The sequence below is a fragment of the Cedecea colo genome, assembly GCF_011808225.1.
GTDB classification, from domain to species: domain Bacteria; phylum Pseudomonadota; class Gammaproteobacteria; order Enterobacterales; family Enterobacteriaceae; genus Dryocola; species Dryocola colo.
Map to the genome: position 1 here is coordinate 26,617 of NZ_SOYS01000003.1, position 17,412 is coordinate 44,028.

The window sequence follows — 17,412 nt, forward strand, 5'->3', positions numbered from 1 at the left end:
ATCAGCCATTCGTCGCCTCCTTCTTATCGGCCGCTTCTGCTTCCGCACCGTAGACGCGTTTTGCCGGCGGTAGGGTGGTGATTTTCACTTCGCTGTAGTCCAGACGCGTGTTGCCGTCGGCATCGCGGAAGGCGAGAGTGTGCTTCAGGAAGTTGACGTCGTCGCGTTCGGCGCAGCCTTCGTCCAGGCGCTGGTGCGCTCCACGAGACTCCTTACGCGCCATGGCCGAGTGCGCCATGCATTCCGCAACGTTCAGTCCGTGGCCCAGCTCGATGGTGTAGAGCAGGTCGGTGTTAAACACGCTGGAGCTGTCGGTAATACGCACGCGCTTAAAGCGTTCCTGCAGCTCCGCCAGCTTATCGATGGTTTTCTGCATCAGCTCCGACGTGCGATAAATGCCGCAGCCTTCTTCCATGGCGAGGCCCATTTCGTCGCGGATTTTCGACCAGTTTTCGTTACCTTCCTGATTCACCAGCTGCTGCAGGCGGCTTTCTACATCCGCCGCCTGGGCGTGCAGCGCCGCATCGTTCGCAGGCCGTGCACCATTGGCTCGCTGCATGGCCTGTTCGCCCGCCAGGCGACCAAAGACCACCAGTTCTGCCAGCGAATTGGAGCCTAAACGGTTCGCGCCGTGCAGTCCCACGGAAGAACACTCGCCCACCGCAAACAGCCCTTTGATCCGCGTTTCGCACCGGACGTCGGTTTCGATACCGCCCATCGTGTAGTGCGCCGTTGGACGTACCGGAATCGGCTCTTTGACCGGATCAACGCCAACGTAAGCTTTGGCCAGCTCGCAGATAAAAGGCAGCCGTTCGAGGAGTTTTTTCTCGCCGAGATGGCGCAAATCGAGATAAACCACATCGCCGCGTGGCCCAGGAATAGTGCGGCCAGCACGCCATTCGTGCCAGAAGGCCTGGGAAACTTTGTCGCGCGGCCCCAGTTCCATGTACTTATTCTTCGGTTCGCCCAGCGGGGTTTCTGGCCCCATGCCGTAATCCTGCAAATAGCGATAGCCATCTTTATTCACCAGAATGCCGCCTTCACCGCGACAGCCTTCCGTCATCAAAATGCCGGAGCCGGGGAGGCCGGTTGGGTGATACTGAACAAACTCCATATCGCGCAGCGGCACGCCATGGCTTAACGCCATGCCCATACCGTCGCCGGTGACGATGCCGCCGTTGGTGTTATAGCGATAAACGCGCCCCGCGCCGCCGGTTGCCATCACGACTGCGTTAGCGCGGATTTGCACCAGCGAGCCTTCCATCATGTTCATGGCAACCAGGCCGCGAGCCTGGCCGTCGTCTACCAAAATATCGAGAACGAAATGCTCATCGAAGCGTTGGATTTGTGGGAACTGTAATGAGGTCTGGAAAAGCGTGTGGAGCATATGGAAGCCGGTTTTGTCTGCGGCAAACCAGGTTCGCTCGATTTTCATGCCGCCGAAGCGACGCACGTTGACCGAACCATCCGCACGGCGGCTCCACGGACAGCCCCACTGTTCAAGCTGCGTCATTTCAGTTGGGCATTGATGCACGAAGTAATCCACCACGTCCTGCTCGCATAGCCAGTCGCCGCCGGCAACCGTGTCGTGGAAATGGTACGCAAAACTGTCGTGATCCTGCGCGACGGCGGCAGAACCACCTTCTGCGGCTACCGTATGGCTACGCATAGGATAGACTTTGGAAATCAGAGCGATTTTGGCCTGTGGATTGGCCTGGGCTGCCGCAATGGCCGCTCGTAATCCCGCTCCGCCAGCGCCAATAATGGCAAGATCGGCTTGAAAGATTTGCACGACATTCCTCCAGTTTTTAGTTATTTCGCAATGCTTATTTCACCAAAGGTGGTCCACTGAAACGGTAGGGGCTATTGCGAAAGAATTTTTCCCTGCTCCTTTGTGGGTAACGGATTATACCCGGAGGGATTTTAAGGAAATTTGATGCGGTCGATTTTTTGCTGCTCTGCGCCGCAATTAATTACCTGGAGTAATGAGTCACATCACGAAACGATGGCCGTTTATGCGCAAGGTTTTAGCATTCTCTTCCTTTTTGCTGCGCAAAATTTGTCTCCTTTCAGGGATGCGAGTAGACTTCCTCGCCTTGTTTGACTACGGAGATTAACTCATGAGCGAAACGGCCACCTGGCAGCCGAGCGCATCCATCCCCAACCTGTTGAAACGCGCCGCTATTATGGCGGAAATTCGGCGCTTTTTTGCCGACCGCGGCGTACTGGAGGTGGAAACCCCCTGCATGAGCCAGGCGACGGTAACCGATATTCATCTGGTCCCGTTTGAAACCCGTTTTGTTGGTCCCGGCCATTCTCAGGGCATCAATCTGTACCTGATGACCAGCCCGGAATACCATATGAAGCGCCTGCTGGCGGCGGGCGTTGGCCCGGTGTTCCAGCTTTGCCGTAGTTTCCGTAATGAAGAAATGGGACGCCATCACAATCCAGAATTCACCATGCTGGAGTGGTATCGCCCGCACTATGACATGTACCGCCTGATGAATGAGGTGGACGATCTGCTGCAACAGGTTCTGGAATGCGGGGCCGCGGAGTCGCTTTCTTACCAGCAGGCTTTCCAGCGCCACCTGGAAATCGATCCATTATCGGCAGATAAAACGCTGCTGCGTGAAGCGGCGGCAAAACTCGATTTGAGTAACGTTGCCGATGAGGAAGAAGATCGCGATACGCTGCTGCAACTGCTGTTTACCATGGGCGTTGAACCGCACATCGGAAAAGATAAGCCCGCGTTTATCTATCACTTCCCGGCAAGCCAGGCGGCGCTTGCGCAAATCAGCACCGAAGATCACCGCGTGGCGGAGCGCTTTGAGGTTTACTTCAAAGGCATTGAACTGGCGAATGGGTTCCATGAACTGACCGACGCCCGCGAACAGCAGCAACGTTTCGAGCAGGATAATCGCAAGCGCGCGGCGCGCGGCTTAATGCAGCAGCCAATCGATGTGAATTTACTGGCGGCATTGACGGCGGGTCTGCCGGACTGTTCCGGCGTGGCGCTGGGCGTGGATCGTCTGATTATGCTGGCGCTGGGGGCTGAAAGCCTTGCTGACGTGCTGGCTTTTCCTGTAGACAGGGCCTGAGGTTTTAATGCCGCCCGCTCAGAAGAGGGCGGCATACTCTTACAAACTTCCCGGTGTCCGGCCAGAGGTTCCCGCCGACTTAATCGTTCTGCTGCGTGCACCGCCCATATTTTCCAGACGCATCTGGAACGGTGGGAACGGCAGTTCGATATCATGCTCGCGGAAGCCCTGCAGAATCAGCTGATGAATCTCGTGGCGCAGCGGCATACGGTGCCCCATCTCCGCGGCATAAATTCGCAATTCAAAAATCTGCACCCCCGCCTGTAAATCCACCAGGAACGCTTCCGGCTGCGGATTATCGATGACCAGCGAACAGCGTCTGGCGGCCTGCAGCAGTATTTTCGTCACTTCTTCGCTGTTTGCGTCCGACGGCGCAGGAACGGTGAGCACCACACGCGTTACGGAATCCGACAGCGACCAGTTGATAAACTGCTCGGTGATAAAGGCTTTGTTCGGCACGATAATCTCTTTGCGGTCCCAGTCGCTGATGGTGGTCGCACGCGTGTTTATCTTTGTGACGCTGCCGGTGAGATCGCGAATCGTCACGGTATCGCCAATACGAATCGGTTTTTCGAACAGAATAATCAGGCCGGAGATAAAGTTGGCGAAGATCTCCTGCAAACCAAAACCAAGCCCGACACCGAGCGCTGCGACCAGCCATTGCAGCTTCGACCATTCGATACCAATCATCGAGAAGCCGACCAGCCCGCCAATCAGCAGCAGCAGATATTTAGTAATAGTGGTGATGGCGTAACCCGTGCCGGGCGTTAAATCCAGATGCTGTAACAGCGCCAGTTCCAGCAGCGCGGGCAGGTTACGCACCAGTTGCATGGTGATGATAAACACCAGAATGGCTATCAGCACGGCACCGAGTGTAATCGGTTCAAGGCTTTCGACGCCCTGCACGGTTGAGGTGACATCCCACAGCGTGATGTTCTCAAGGAAGCCAAACGCAGAATGAATCTCCGACCACAGCACGATGACCGACAGCAGCGCAATCAGCATCAGAATCGAGCGCACCAGGCGTAAGGACTGGGCGCTGATAGTGTCGAGATCGATTTCTGCTTCTTCCACCGCTTCTGCCGACCCTTCCGTGCTGTGGACATACGCTGGCTCGTCTTCGCCGCGTGCGCGCTGGGCCAGGATCTCGGCACGGCGCTGTTTGGCGCGATCGAAGGCCAGACGGCGACGCTGGATAAGCATCCAACGGCGTATCACGTGATAAATCACCAGCAGCAGGAACCAGATGGCGACCGACGTTTCCAGGCGTGCCAGCAGGGCCTGCGCCGTTGCCAGATACCCCACGGCGGCGGCCAGGATGGCCGACAGCGGCGCGCAGAGCATCAGATTCCAGAGGATCCTGTTGACGACATTATCGCCGTTGCCCTGCTTATCCAGATACAGCGGGATACCCGCTCGCTTCAGGCTAAGCGTGACCAGCGCCAGCGCGCCGCAGATCAGAATGAAACACAGCCGCCCCAGCGAGCCGGAAAATTCACGATCGTTGAGATTGTCGAACATGATTAGCGCCATGATCAGCGGCACGATAAAACCGATGCTCATCAGGTAATAGCGCATGGCGCGGGCAACCCGTTCGCGTGGCCAACCAAAGTGCACGACAAACAAGCCCGTTGGGCGCGCAAAGGTGGCGCAAATCATCACCGCCCAAAGCAGCGGCACGGTGGCGGTGACGCCATCTCCGAAAGCGACGGCGATAGGGTAAGGCCACGCCTCCTGCAAGCCATACCCCAGCGTAGCCCAAAGAACGGGAAGCGGGGAGGCGACCAGGATTGACCAGAACAAGGTACGCAACGTTAAGGTGAAATGATCCTGGGTCACTTTGCCCACTTTGGCGCTGGAGCGCTCAAGGAAGGCGGTGAAGTGACGGCGTGAACTGATGCTAAAGCCGACGAGAATCAGCGCGGCAAACAGCGGCAGCAGCGTAGCCCGGCTGGTCAGCATCATAAGAGTGGCGCTACCGAGCTGGCTAACGGTATCGAGCGAAACCAGGCGCCGCAGGTCCTGAAGGATTTCAACCGGCCAGGAGATCCCCATTGTGCTCACATCGGAAGTCCAGAACAGATAACGGTGCGTAGCCTCGTTGACCTCTTTCAGCGCATCTTCAAGCTGGCTGTTTGCCACTTTTAGCTTGGTGAGTTCGAGAATCAGCGTATCGCCGCCCTGCAAAAGCGAGCTAAGCAGTTCACGCTGGGTGCGAAGCTGCGCTTCCAGAATATGATTTTGTTCGCTAGTCAGCTCGTTGCCGTCTGCCTGACGAAGCTGGCGTAGCTGCTGCTGTTTATTCAACAGATCTTCGTAATGCAGGCGCTGGACGCGTAGCTGGGCGAGTTCGGTATCCAACTGCTGCGGTTTTGGCATTTCCGGCAGCCGGGCGACCTGAGCGCGTAATGCTTCGCCCAGCACGTTGGAGACGCCCAGCCATTGGGATTGCTCGCGCAATGTATTGAGGGCCTGACGCACCTGAAGCGTCTGGCTGGTAGCCTGGCGCTGCTGCGAAGCTACCAGATCCATACGCTGTGCCTGCTGATTAAGCGCCTGGGAAAGTTCACGGTTATTCTTAAACTGCGCGACTAACGCTGGCGGCAGGTTCGCGCTGTTTTCAGCCAGCAATTCGGTGCTTTCCAGCGCGCGTTCGGCCTCTCGCTGACGCTGGCTGTTGAGCTGGTTACGCAGACTCTGAAGATAAGCGTCCAGCCGGGCGCTCTGTTTCTGCGCCAGTTCGGCTTGCAGGCGGGAAAGCTCCTGACGGTTGCTGGCGGAGAGCTGCGCCAGTTCCAGTTCGTCTACCTGCGCCTTCAGACGCGCCGACTCGGCCTGTAATGACAGATTTTGTGCCTGAATTAAGGGCGTGCCTGACGTTGGCTGTGTCCCGGCACGGCGCTCCATTTCGCTGAGCTGACGACGGGCATCGGTTTGCTGTTGAGGGAGCTGGCTAAGCGAGTCGGTAATTTCCCGCGTGCGTTCCTGCTCCTGCTGCGCGAGGCGGCTCTTATCCAGCAGCTGGCTGCTGACCTGGAGGATTTCCTGGTTTAGCTCATCGGTGGACAGGCCTTCCGGCACTTTCTGCGGCTCATCACGCAGGCTGGCAAGCTGCTGGCGCAGGCTTTGCGACAGCCTGGGGAAGTTATCAATAACCTGTTGATATTGTTTTGTTCGCTCAAGAGAGGCTTTGTGCTCTTCAAGCGCATTGAGGGCGGCCGTGAGCGTTTCCACAGTTTCAGCCTGGTTGGGCTGGTCCTTCGCGGATTTGGCTTGCTCAAGTTCCTGAGTTATCTGTTTCGCGTCAGGGAGCGTGGCGGCATACGCGCCCATGCTGAGGCACCAGGCCATCAGAAAAGTGATTATCAGGCGCACGTCAGTACCTTTATTTGAACCAGGCCGCAGTGGCGGCTGCGGCCTGGGAATAACGCATTAACTTTCGGGTTTGTCTTCCACCAGCGGGCTGGCTTCCAGTTCGGCTTCGATTTCCGCCTGCGGAATAACGCTTGCCGGCACCTCTGGCTCGACCATAGTTTCAGTGGAAACGGCCAGCGGCTCGCCAATTTTGGTTACCGACAGGCTTTGTAGCTGTTCGGCCAGCTTAACTTTCCCTGGTGCGAACAGGTTAATAACGGTTGAGCCCAGCTTAAAGCGGCCCATTTCCTGGCCTTTAAGCAGCGCAATGGAGCCTTCGCTTTCGCCAGCAGGCCACGTCCAGCGCTTGATGACGCCCTCACGCGGTGGCGTTATGGTGCCCGCCCATACGGTTTCAATGCTACCTACAATGGTTGCGCCCACCAGAATTTGCGCCATTGGGCCAAACTCGGTATCGAACAGGCAGATCACGCGTTCGTTACGCGCAAACAGGTTAGGAACGTTTTGTGCAGTCAGGTGGTTTACAGAGAACAGATCGCCCGGAACGTAGATCATTTCGCGCAGGATACCGTTGCACGGCATATGTACGCGGTGGTAGTCACGTGGCGACAGGTAAGTGGTAACAAAGCTGCCGTTACGGAACAGATCTGCCATCAGGTAGTTACCCGCCAGCAGCGCTTCCAGACTGTAGTTATGTCCTTTGGCCTGCAGAATTTTATCTTCTTCAATGCGGCCAAGCTGGCTGATTACGCCATCGGCGGGCATCACAAGGATATTCGGGTCGGTATTGACCGGGCGAACCTCGTCACGCAGCGGACGTACGAAAAAATCGTTGAAGGTACGATAGCTTGCGGTATCCGGCTTCTGTGCTTCTGCCATGTTGACCTTGTAGTACTTCACGAACAGGTCGATTACCAGTTTGGTCAACCAGCCTGCACGTTTACTTGCGCCCCAGCCCGCGAGGCGGGTCAGCCAGAGTTTCGGCAGAATATATTGCAGCGAAAGTTTGATGTTATCTAACAAAGTAGCCTCCTGGCTAAATATTCCCACTGAGGGCCTATACACAAAGGGGGGCGATTCTAGCGATGCCCGGCTTAAATGTCAGTTATCCGTTTCAGAAAAGTTTTTGCGCGTTTTTACCTGCGCCATGCTTTCCAGAATGCGATGGTAGTTTTCGAAGCGGGACTCGGCAATTTCCCCGCGCTCTACCGCTTCGCGCAGCGCACAACCCGGATCGTTGTCGTGGCGGCAGTCACGATATTTGCAACGGCCTAAATAGTCATGGAATTCGACAAAGCCATGGGTGATTTGTTCCGGCTCTAAATGCCACAGGCCAAATTCGCGCACGCCCGGGGAGTCGATAACATCGCCGCCGCCCGGAAAGTGATACAGGCGCGAAGCGGTGGTCGTATGCTGGCCCAGGCCTGAGTTATCAGAGACATCGTTCACGAGTATCTGCTCGTCTTTAAAACCAAGCAGGTTGTTCAGCAGGCTGGATTTGCCCACGCCCGACTGTCCGGCAAAGATGCTGACGCGGCCAACGAGCGCTTCTTCCAGCTCTTTTAACCCTTCCGCTTTATGGCTGGACACCAGCAAAACGCGATAGCCGATTTTACGGTAGATATCCATTTGCTCATTAACGAATGCCAGACCTTCTTCATCCAGCAGATCGGTTTTGTTGAGCACCAGCAGCGGCTCAACGTCCAGCGTTTCGCAGGCCACTAAATAACGGTCAATAATATTTAAAGAGAGTTCCGGTAAAATCGCGGAAACAATAATGATTTGGTCAATATTGGCGGCGATAGGTTTTACACCGTCGTAGAAGTCCGGGCGCGTCAGGACGGAAGTACGTTCGTGTACCGCATCGACAATGCCTTTAATCGTGACGCCAACGGCCGCCTCTTTTGCCGGGCGCCAGACTACGCGGTCGCCTGTTACCAGCGAGCGTATGGTGCGGCGGATGTTGCAGCGGTGCACTTCGCCTTCAGGCGATTCGACATCCGCATGCTGGCCAAAGCGGCTGATTACGCGGCCATCGCGGGGTTCGCCAAACTGAGAGTCATCGGGATCGGCTTTCTCCACGGTCTGTTTAAGCCGACGCTGGTGGTTTGCTTTAACCCGGCGCTGCTGTCCTTTGGAGAGTTTATTTTTGCTCAATCTTACTGGCTCCTGGTCGCCCCTGATGGGCAAAACCTCTATGATACACACTATTTTATACGAATTAACTCATCTGTCGGATGGGCGACGTGCGAGAAGGGTGGAAAATAGCATGAGTGGAAACGAAAACAATCTGATTTGGATTGATTTAGAAATGACCGGCCTGGATCCCGAGCGGGATCGCATAATTGAAATTGCCACTCTGGTGACCGACGCCAGGCTGAATATTCTCGCTGAAGGACCGACGATTGCGGTTCATCAGTCAGACGAGCAGCTTGCGTTGATGGATGACTGGAACGTTCGTACCCATACCGGGAGTGGCCTGGTTGAGCGCGTTAAGGCAAGCAAGCTGGACGATCGGGCGGCAGAACTGGCGACCATCGCATTTTTGCAGCAGTGGGTACCGGCGGGCACGTCGCCTATTTGCGGTAACAGCATCGGCCAGGATCGCCGCTTCTTGTTTAAATATATGCCGGAGCTGGAAGCTTACTTCCATTACCGTTACCTCGATGTCAGCACGCTTAAAGAGCTGGCCAGGCGCTGGAAGCCTGAAATTCTTCTCAATTTCAAAAAGCAGGGTACGCATCAGGCGATGGACGATATCCGCGAGTCGGTGGCGGAGCTGGCATATTATCGCGAGAATTTTATTAAGCTTTAAACTCAACGCGACCCATTATGACCTTCTCTGCACAAGGAGGTCATAATGGGTGGATTTTAAACGAAAAGAGCATAAAATAATCATCTTGCCGCTTAAATCGCCATTCAAACTTAATTTATGAAAAAAACGGTTTGCAGGGCTTGCGACAAAAACGATTTCTCGTATAATGCGCCTCCCGTACCGATGCAGAATTTGCAGCGTTACGCTTAGCGGGAATAGCTCAGTTGGTAGAGCACGACCTTGCCAAGGTCGGGGTCGCGAGTTCGAGTCTCGTTTCCCGCTCCAAAATTTGATCTGGCTTTCACAGCCATGCACCACCCAAGCGGGAATAGCTCAGTTGGTAGAGCACGACCTTGCCAAGGTCGGGGTCGCGAGTTCGAGTCTCGTTTCCCGCTCCAAAATTTGATTGGCTTTCACAGCCACGCACCACCCAAGCGGGAATAGCTCAGTTGGTAGAGCACGACCTTGCCAAGGTCGGGGTCGCGAGTTCGAGTCTCGTTTCCCGCTCCAGATTCTTATCTCCAGTACAAATTATCCACAGCGCCAAAGGGCGGCAGTGGTGGTTTTCTGCGTTGCTGACAAACTCCTGTAAACAGAGTTATCCACAAGCGGCATGGTTTCCCTTTGTCGGTTAAGAGATGAATAAGTATTACAGGATTATGTTAACTGATTGATTAAGCGCGAACTATTTTCATGCCAAAATGTTAATATCGTCGCCGGAAGCTTTTCTTACAGTTGAATGACAAGGACTTTTTATTTTTATCCACAGCCTGTGGACATATCAGGCATCCCGCTTTAATCCCTTTTCAATGACGCGAACCAGCCTTTGTTTTTGAGGTAGCTGTACCTCCACTTCGTTCGCGCTTCGCCTGGTTAATTGTTGCGCAATCGCCCAGTCAATATGCTCATCAAGCAGCGGGTGTTCGCCTTTGCGCTGCTGTAACGCGTTAAGATGCGCTTCATGCCAGGGAGCATTCCCCAGCGCCACGGCGATGTTACGCAGCCAGCGTAAATGGCCAATGCGGCGAATGGCCGACCCTTCCGTCACTTTCAGAAAATGCGCTTCGCTCCAGGCGAACAGTTCAACCAGCGGCGGAGCGTGTAATGCGCGTCTTGGGCTGAAATCATCTTCGTTGGTTAACTGCGAAAAACGATTCCACGGGCAAATGAGCTGACAGTCATCACAGCCGTAAATGCGGTTGCCAATCAGCGGCCTGAACTCTTCCGGGATTGCTCCTTCCAGCTCAATCGTCAGGTAGGAAATGCAGCGGCGCGCATCGACGGTATAAGGTTCCACAATCGCCCCGGTGGGGCAGATGGTCATGCAGGCCACGCAGCGTCCGCACTCTTCTTCCACCGGCTGGTCTACCGGCAATGGAATATCAACCAGCAGTTCGCCAAGGAAGAAGAACGAGCCCGCGTCGCGGCTGAGAATAAGTGAGTGCTTACCTGTCCAGCCAAGCCCGGCTTTTTCGGCCAGCGGGCGTTCAAGAATGGGCGCGGAATCCACAAAAGGTCTAAAATTCAGCGTAGAGCAGTGGGACTGAATTAACTCGCCCAGTTTTTTCAGCCGGTTACGCAGCAGCTTATGGTAGTCGCGCCCGAGAGCGTAACGGCTGACGTATCCGAGACTGGGGTTTTTCAGGGTTGAGGCAAACGCGGCGTTAGCCGGGAGATAATTCATCCTCACGCTAACCACACGCAGCGTGCCGGGAAGCAGTTCGTGAGGCCGCGCGCGCATCATGCCGTGGCGCGCCATCCATTCCATCTCGCCGTGGTATTGTTTATCCAGCCATGCCTGGAGCTTTGGCTCGCTGGCGGTGAGATCGGTATCGGCAATACCCACCTGCTGGAAGCCGAGCTCATTGCCCCACCGTTTGATATTTTGCGCTAACTGATTGAGATCGAGGGGCTGTGACATGACGGACCATAACGAGAAATTAACCGCCAAAAGTATACCACACTCCGTCTGGCTGGCGGACTGGCTGCGCAAAACAGAAAAACAGGCCGCAGACAGTCTGGGGCTGACGCTGTACGAATTGATGCTAAGGGCGGGCGCGGCGTCGTTTACTCTTGCTCGCGAGCATTATCCTGATACCCATCACTGGCTGATAATATGCGGCCACGGCAATAACGGCGGCGATGGTTACGTTGTCGCTCGTCTGGCGCAGGCTGCCGGTATCACTGTGACCCTGCTTGCGCAGGAAAGCGATAAGCCGCTCCCGGAAGAGGCGGAGCAGGCGCGCGAAGCCTGGTTAAACGCCGGTGGAAAGATCCACGCGTCCGAGATTATCTGGCCGGAAGCTGTCGATCTTATCGTTGATGGATTGCTCGGTACCGGGCTTACCAGCGCCCCGCGGGAAAACATTGCCCAGCTAATCGATAAAGCAAACCAACATTGTGCGCCGATTGTGGCGCTGGATATTCCTTCGGGTTTACTGGCCGATACCGGTGCTACGCCGGGCGCAGTCATTCATGCCAGCCACACGCTGACGTTTATCACCCTCAAGCCCGGATTGCTTACGGGACAAGCGAGGGATGTCGTCGGGGAGGTGCATTATCACGCCCTCGGGCTGGAATCCTGGCTGCACGAACAGAATGCACCGATTTCACGTTTCGACAGCAAGGATTTATCGCGCTGGCTTAAACCGCGCAAACCTGCGTCGCACAAAGGAAGCAACGGTCGGCTGGTGATTATCGGCGGCGATCGCGGTACGGCGGGTGCGATTCGTATGGCGGGAGAGGCCGCACTGCGCGCCGGAGCAGGATTAGTTCGTGTTCTGACCCGCATGGAAAATATCGCCCCGTTACTAACCGCTCGTCCAGAATTAATGGTTCATGAGCTCACGGCCACATCGCTTGAAGAGAGCCTGGAATGGGCGGACGTTATTGTCATTGGGCCAGGGCTGGGCCAGCAGGAATGGGGTAAAAAAGCCCTGCAAAAAGTTGAGAACAGCCGCAAACCTATGCTGTGGGATGCAGATGCGCTTAACCTTCTGGCAATCAATCCCGATAAACGTCAGAATCGCATTATTACTCCTCATCCCGGTGAAGCCGCACGCCTGTTAAACTGCGCGGTGTCACAAATTGAGAGTGACCGCTTACTTGCAGCCGACCGTCTGGTAAAACGTTATGGCGGTTGTGTGGTCTTAAAAGGTGCGGGTACGGTTGTGGCAAGCGATGATGGCGAATGTGGGCTGATCGATGTCGGCAACGCGGGCATGGGCAGCGGTGGAATGGGGGATGTGCTCTCAGGCATAATTGGGGCATTGCTGGCTCAGAAGCTTAGCCCGTATGATGCAGCCTGCGCCGGCTGTGTTGCGCACGGCGCCGCAGCCGACGTTCTTGCCGATAAATATGGCACGCGCGGCATGCTCGCAGGCGATCTTTTTTCGACGTTGTACCGTTTTGTTAACCCGGATTTGAAAACCAGAAACCATGATTAATCGTGTTATCGCATTACCTGATGAAGCCGCAACGCTTGCGCTGGGCGCGCGCGTAGCGGCAGCCTGCAAAGGTGCAACCGTCATTTATCTTTACGGCGACCTCGGCGCGGGAAAAACCACGTTTAGCCGGGGATTCATGCAGGCGTTGGGCCATAAAGGGAACGTGAAAAGCCCAACTTACACCCTGGTTGAGCCTTACAGTCTCGACAATTTGATGGTGTACCATTTCGATCTGTACCGTCTGGCGGACCCGGAAGAACTAGAGTTCATGGGGATTCGTGACTATTTTGCCAACGATGCAATTTGCCTTGTAGAGTGGCCGCAGCAGGGAAAAGGCGTTTTGCCGGAACCTGATATCGAGCTGCACTTAAGCTACGAGGCGCAAGGGCGTGAGGCACGCATAACAGCAGTTTCCTCATCTGGTGATTCGTTACTGGCGCGGTTAGCCAAATAACAAGGATGACGGGATGATCTATCGCGTTAAGGGTTGGTTGATGGCAGCCTTGCTGCTGGTGATTTGTGCTCAGGTCGGGGCGGCGAGCCTTGCGGATATTCAGGTGTCTAACGGTGATAACCAGGCGCGTATTACCTTTAGTTTTATGGGCGATCCGGAATATTCGTTTGTGCAGGATGATAAAAAAAGCGTCGCGCTGGATATCAGGCAAACCGGCGTGATTCAGGGCCTGCCACTGCAATTCAGCGGCAATAATCTCGTCAAAAGTATCCGCTCCGGGCAGCCGAAAGATACCGGCTCTTTGCGCCTTGTGGTGGATCTTACCCAGCCGGGAAAAACGCGCGCGGTGAAACAGAAAAATGGTGCGGGCTATACCGTGGTGTTCACCATTAATGCGGATGTGCCGCCGCCTCCACCGCCTCTGGCTGTGGCTAAGCGCGCAGAGCCGGTGCTCCGGCCTTCGGAACCAGCTAAAAATCCTTTTAAAACGCAGCAGGTAACGGGCGTTATCGGCTCTAATACCGTAACTCGTCCAGCTCGCACCAGGAAAACCAACGTAAGTTCAGATACCGTTGTCGTCGCTATCGATGCAGGACACGGCGGCCAGGACCCCGGCGCCATCGGTCCTGGCGGTACGAAAGAGAAAAACGTCACTATTTCCATTGCCCGCAAATTGCGCGCGCTGCTTAATGACGATCCGATGTTTAAGGGCGTGCTGACCCGCGACGGCGATTACTTTATCTCGGTGATGGGCCGTTCGGACGTGGCGCGTAAGCAGAACGCCAATATTCTGGTTTCGATTCATGCGGACGCTGCACCGAACCGCGATGCAACCGGCGCTTCCGTGTGGGTGCTGTCAAACCGCCGCGCGAACAGCGAAATGGCGGGCTGGCTGGAGCAGCACGAGAAGCAGTCGGAACTGCTGGGCGGCGCGGGCGATGTGCTGGCAAACAGCCAGGCGGATCCGTACCTCAGCCAGGCCGTGCTGGATTTGCAGTTCGGTCATTCCCAGCGTGTCGGGTATGATGTGGCGACGAAAATGCTGGCGCAGCTTGGGCAGGTCGGTTCACTGCATAAGCGCCGCCCGGAACATGCGAGCCTTGGCGTGCTGCGTTCCCCGGATATCCCCTCCGTGCTGGTGGAAACCGGGTTTATCAGCAATAACGGCGAAGAGCGCCTGCTGGATAGCGATGACTACCAGCAGCAGATCGCAAAAGCTATCTACGAAGGGCTGCGAAATTACTTCCTGGCGCACCCGTTACAGTCAGCGCCTGCGGCGGGACAAACCGCAAAAGCACAGGGCGCTGACGTAGACAAAGTCGCCATTACTCAATAAGGAATTTTATGCCGATTCAGGTTCTGCCTCCCCAGCTTGCGAACCAGATTGCCGCAGGCGAAGTGGTTGAACGCCCTGCGTCGGTGGTAAAAGAGCTGATAGAAAACAGCCTTGATGCCGGCGCGACGCGTATCGATATTGATATTGAACGCGGCGGCGCGAAGCTAATCCGCATCCGCGATAATGGCTGCGGTATCAACAAGGACGAACTGGCTCTGGCGCTGGCTCGTCACGCTACCAGCAAAATTGCTTCACTTGATGATCTTGAGGCGATTATCAGCCTCGGTTTTCGTGGCGAAGCGCTGGCAAGTATCAGCTCTGTTGCCCGCCTCACGCTGACTTCCCGCACCGCGGAGCAAAGCGAAGCGTGGCAGGCCTATGCAGAAGGGCGCGATCAGAATGTGACGGTAAAACCCGCCGCGCATCCGGTTGGCACCACGCTTGAGGTCTTGGATCTGTTCTACAATACGCCAGCCCGGCGCAAATTCATGCGCACGGAAAAAACCGAATTCAACCATATCGATGAGATCGTGCGCCGCATTGCGCTGGCGCGCTTTGACGTATCGATAAATCTCAATCACAACGGCAAGATGGTGCGTCAGTACCGTGCTGTGCAGGTAGGTGCGCCACGTGAACGCCGTCTCGGGGCGATTTGCGGCACGCCGTTTTTAGAGCGGGCGCTGGCAATCGAATGGCAGCATGGCGATCTGGCGCTGCGGGGATGGGTCGCCGAACCTTCTGCCGCGACCTCGACGCTGGCGGAAATTCAGTATTGCTATGTGAATGGCCGCATGATGCGCGATCGTCTGATCGTTCATGCGATTCGCCAGGCCTGTGAAGATAAGCTGGGCGCCGATCGGCAGCCAGCTTTCGTGCTCTATCTGGACATCGATCCGCATCAGGTTGACGTGAACGTGCATCCCGCCAAGCATGAGGTCCGTTTTCATCAGTCGCGCCTGGTGCATGACTTTATTTATCAGGGCGTGTTGAGCGTGCTGCAGCAGCAAAATGAAAATCGTCTGCTGCAGGAGGAAACCCCAGCCGGCGTTACGCAGGAACGCTGGCAGCCTGAAAACCGTGTGGCTTCGGGGCGTAATCAGTTTTCTACTCCACCTCAAACGCCTTCAGCGCCTCGTGAAGCGCCACCCCGCGCATCCGAAAGTCATTCCGGTGGGCAGCGTCAGCCTGCATGGCCCAATGCGGCGCCCGGTTACCAGAAGCAGCAAGGCGAGCTTTATCGCCAGCTACTGGATACTCCAACGGTTCCGTCAGCGGCTAATCACGCTGAGGAACCGAGCGCGCTGGCAGGGCATACTCAGAGTTTTGGTCGGGTGCTGACGATTATTCCGCCGGAATACGCGCTTCTGGATCGTGACGACGGCCTGGTGCTTTTATCGCTCACCGTGGCGGACCGCTGGCTGAAGCAGGCGCAGCTTGTTCCGGGTAGCGAAGGCGTTCGCGCGCAGCCATTGTTGATTCCCGTGCGCATGAAAGTCGCTAAGGAAGAACTGGACGTGTTGATGCGTTACCAACCGCTATTACTGAGCATGGGGATTGAATTTGCCGCAGAGGCCAGGCAGATAACGATTCGCACCGTACCTTTACCTTTACGTAAACAAAATTTACAAATCTTGATTCATGAACTGCCAGGATACCTGGCGCAACAGGCAGAGGTGAACGCAACGCAAATTGCCCACTGGTTCGCTCGTCATTTGACCTGCGAGCACGAACGGTGGAATCAGGCGCAAGCTATTGCTTTGCTTGCTGATATTGAGCGCCTTTGCCCGCAACTGGTGAGAAATCCACCTGGCGGTTTGTTACAACCTGTTGATTTAACGCTGGCGATGAACGCCCTGAAACATGACTGAAGTAAGCAAAAACCTGCCAAAGGCAATTTTTTTGATGGGGCCGACGGCCTCAGGTAAGACGGCATTAGCCATTAATTTGCGTAAATCGTTACCGGTAGAGTTGATAAGCGTCGATTCGGCCCTTATCTATCAGGGGATGGACATCGGAACGGCGAAGCCGACGGCGCAAGAACAGGCCCTGGCACCGCACCGGTTACTCGACATCCTCGATCCGGCACAGGCGTACTCAGCCGCGGATTTCCGTCGCGATGCGCTGGCGCAGATGGCTGAAATTACCGCAAGCGGACGTATCCCTTTGTTAGTTGGGGGCACGATGCTTTACTTCAAGGCGTTGTTAGAGGGGCTTTCACCGTTACCTGCGGCCGATCCGGACGTTCGCGCGAGGATTGAACAACAGGCAGCAGAGCAGGGATGGGATGCGTTGCATCGTCAACTGGTCGACGTCGATCCGGTTGCCGGGGCACGGATTCATCCAAATGATCCGCAAAGGCTTTCCCGGGCACTGGAAGTTTTTTTCATTTCGGGTAAAACTTTAACGGAACTGACGCAAACGTCAGGAGAAGCTCTGCCTTACCAGGTGCATCAGTTCGCCATCGCCCCGGCGAGCCGTGAACTGCTCCATCAGCGCATTGAGCAGCGTTTTCATCAGATGTTAGCTTCAGGTTTTGAAGCAGAAGTGCGGGCTCTTTTTGCCCGCGGAGATTTGCATACGGAGATGCCTTCCATTCGTTGTGTGGGTTACCGACAGATGTGGTCTTATCTGGCGGGTGAAGTATCACACGAGGAAATGGTTTATCGAGGTATTTGCGCGACGAGACAATTGGCTAAACGCCAGATGACCTGGTTGCGAGGCTGGGAAGATGTTCGCTGGTTAGACAGCGAAAACCCTGAACTGGCCCGCGATGAAGTATTACAGGTTGTTAGTGCGAAGCACCAATGAATGTGTACAATTGAATCGATATCGTGCGCAAATTTTTACGCAGTTTTTCAGAGCCTCCGGGTTTTTGAGTTACAAACAAC

The 17,412-nt window shown here is 55.5% G+C and carries 12 protein-coding genes and 3 tRNA genes; 10 read left to right on the forward strand and 5 right to left on the reverse strand.

The window, feature by feature from the left end:
• Position 1 precedes the first annotated feature (1 nt).
• Entirely contained in the window at positions 2–1,792 is a 1,791-nt protein-coding gene (frdA, locus tag E2L00_RS08440; RefSeq protein WP_167609794.1) for a fumarate reductase (quinol) flavoprotein subunit, read from the reverse strand.
• A 328-nt stretch (positions 1,793–2,120) separates the two neighbouring features.
• Between frdA and epmA the strand changes: the two genes are divergently transcribed.
• A complete protein-coding gene (gene epmA / locus E2L00_RS08445) occupies positions 2,121–3,098 on the forward strand; it encodes an elongation factor P--(R)-beta-lysine ligase (RefSeq protein WP_167609797.1) in 978 nt (325 codons plus the stop codon).
• A gap of 39 nt (positions 3,099–3,137) precedes the next feature.
• Here epmA and mscM read toward each other — a convergent pair whose 3' ends face one another.
• The 3 genes from mscM to rsgA all read right to left on the reverse strand — a co-directional run bounded on the left by mscM (position 3,138) and on the right by rsgA (position 8,630).
• A complete protein-coding gene (mscM, locus tag E2L00_RS08450; RefSeq protein WP_167609800.1) occupies positions 3,138–6,473 on the reverse strand; it encodes a miniconductance mechanosensitive channel MscM in 3,336 nt (1,111 codons plus the stop codon).
• Positions 6,474–6,530: 57 nt separating this feature from the next.
• Positions 6,531–7,496, reverse strand: a complete 966-nt coding sequence (gene asd, locus E2L00_RS08455) for an archaetidylserine decarboxylase (protein ID WP_167609803.1) — start codon at positions 7,494–7,496, stop codon at positions 6,531–6,533.
• 78 nt (positions 7,497–7,574) lie between these two features.
• Positions 7,575–8,630, reverse strand: coding sequence for a small ribosomal subunit biogenesis GTPase RsgA (gene rsgA / locus E2L00_RS08460; protein ID WP_201279361.1), 1,056 nt, complete (start codon positions 8,628–8,630; stop codon positions 7,575–7,577).
• 112 nt (positions 8,631–8,742) lie between these two features.
• Here rsgA and orn point away from each other — a divergent pair, with 112 nt between their 5' ends.
• From orn to E2L00_RS08480, 4 genes are all read left to right on the forward strand, one after another.
• A complete protein-coding gene (orn, locus tag E2L00_RS08465; protein ID WP_167609809.1) occupies positions 8,743–9,288 on the forward strand; it encodes an oligoribonuclease in 546 nt (181 codons plus the stop codon).
• A gap of 209 nt (positions 9,289–9,497) precedes the next feature.
• A tRNA-Gly gene (locus E2L00_RS08470) sits at positions 9,498–9,573 on the forward strand.
• Between the two features lie 37 nt (positions 9,574–9,610).
• Positions 9,611–9,686: transfer RNA gene (locus E2L00_RS08475), tRNA-Gly, on the forward strand.
• A 36-nt stretch (positions 9,687–9,722) separates the two neighbouring features.
• Positions 9,723–9,798, forward strand: a tRNA-Gly gene (locus E2L00_RS08480).
• 271 nt (positions 9,799–10,069) lie between these two features.
• Here E2L00_RS08480 and queG read toward each other — a convergent pair.
• On the reverse strand, positions 10,070–11,209 hold the full coding sequence (gene queG / locus E2L00_RS08485; RefSeq protein ID WP_167609812.1) for a tRNA epoxyqueuosine(34) reductase QueG: 1,140 nt from the start codon (positions 11,207–11,209) through the stop codon (positions 10,070–10,072).
• Between queG and nnr the strand changes: the two genes are divergently transcribed.
• Genes nnr through miaA form a run of 5 tightly spaced genes read left to right on the forward strand, consistent with a single transcriptional unit; the run spans position 11,208 to position 17,332 of the window.
• The gene (gene nnr, locus E2L00_RS08490) at positions 11,208–12,734 is read left to right on the forward strand and encodes a bifunctional ADP-dependent NAD(P)H-hydrate dehydratase/NAD(P)H-hydrate epimerase (protein ID WP_167609815.1); all 1,527 of its coding nucleotides are present in this window, start codon (positions 11,208–11,210) and stop codon (positions 12,732–12,734) included. The two genes, queG and nnr, sit on opposite strands and share 2 nt — an antisense overlap.
• Positions 12,727–13,188, forward strand: a complete 462-nt coding sequence (tsaE, locus tag E2L00_RS08495) for a tRNA (adenosine(37)-N6)-threonylcarbamoyltransferase complex ATPase subunit type 1 TsaE (RefSeq protein WP_167609818.1) — start codon at positions 12,727–12,729, stop codon at positions 13,186–13,188. The genes nnr and tsaE overlap by 8 nt, the downstream gene beginning before the upstream one ends.
• Positions 13,189–13,201: 13 nt before the next feature.
• Positions 13,202–14,524, forward strand: a complete 1,323-nt coding sequence (gene amiB / locus E2L00_RS08500) for an N-acetylmuramoyl-L-alanine amidase AmiB (protein ID WP_167609821.1) — start codon at positions 13,202–13,204, stop codon at positions 14,522–14,524.
• Positions 14,525–14,532: 8 nt separating this feature from the next.
• Entirely contained in the window at positions 14,533–16,392 is a 1,860-nt protein-coding gene (mutL, locus tag E2L00_RS08505) for a DNA mismatch repair endonuclease MutL (RefSeq protein WP_167609824.1), read from the forward strand.
• A complete protein-coding gene (miaA, locus tag E2L00_RS08510) occupies positions 16,385–17,332 on the forward strand; it encodes a tRNA (adenosine(37)-N6)-dimethylallyltransferase MiaA (RefSeq protein WP_167609826.1) in 948 nt (315 codons plus the stop codon). Before mutL ends, miaA begins: the two co-directional genes overlap by 8 nt.
• The last annotated feature ends 80 nt before the right edge of the window (positions 17,333–17,412 follow it).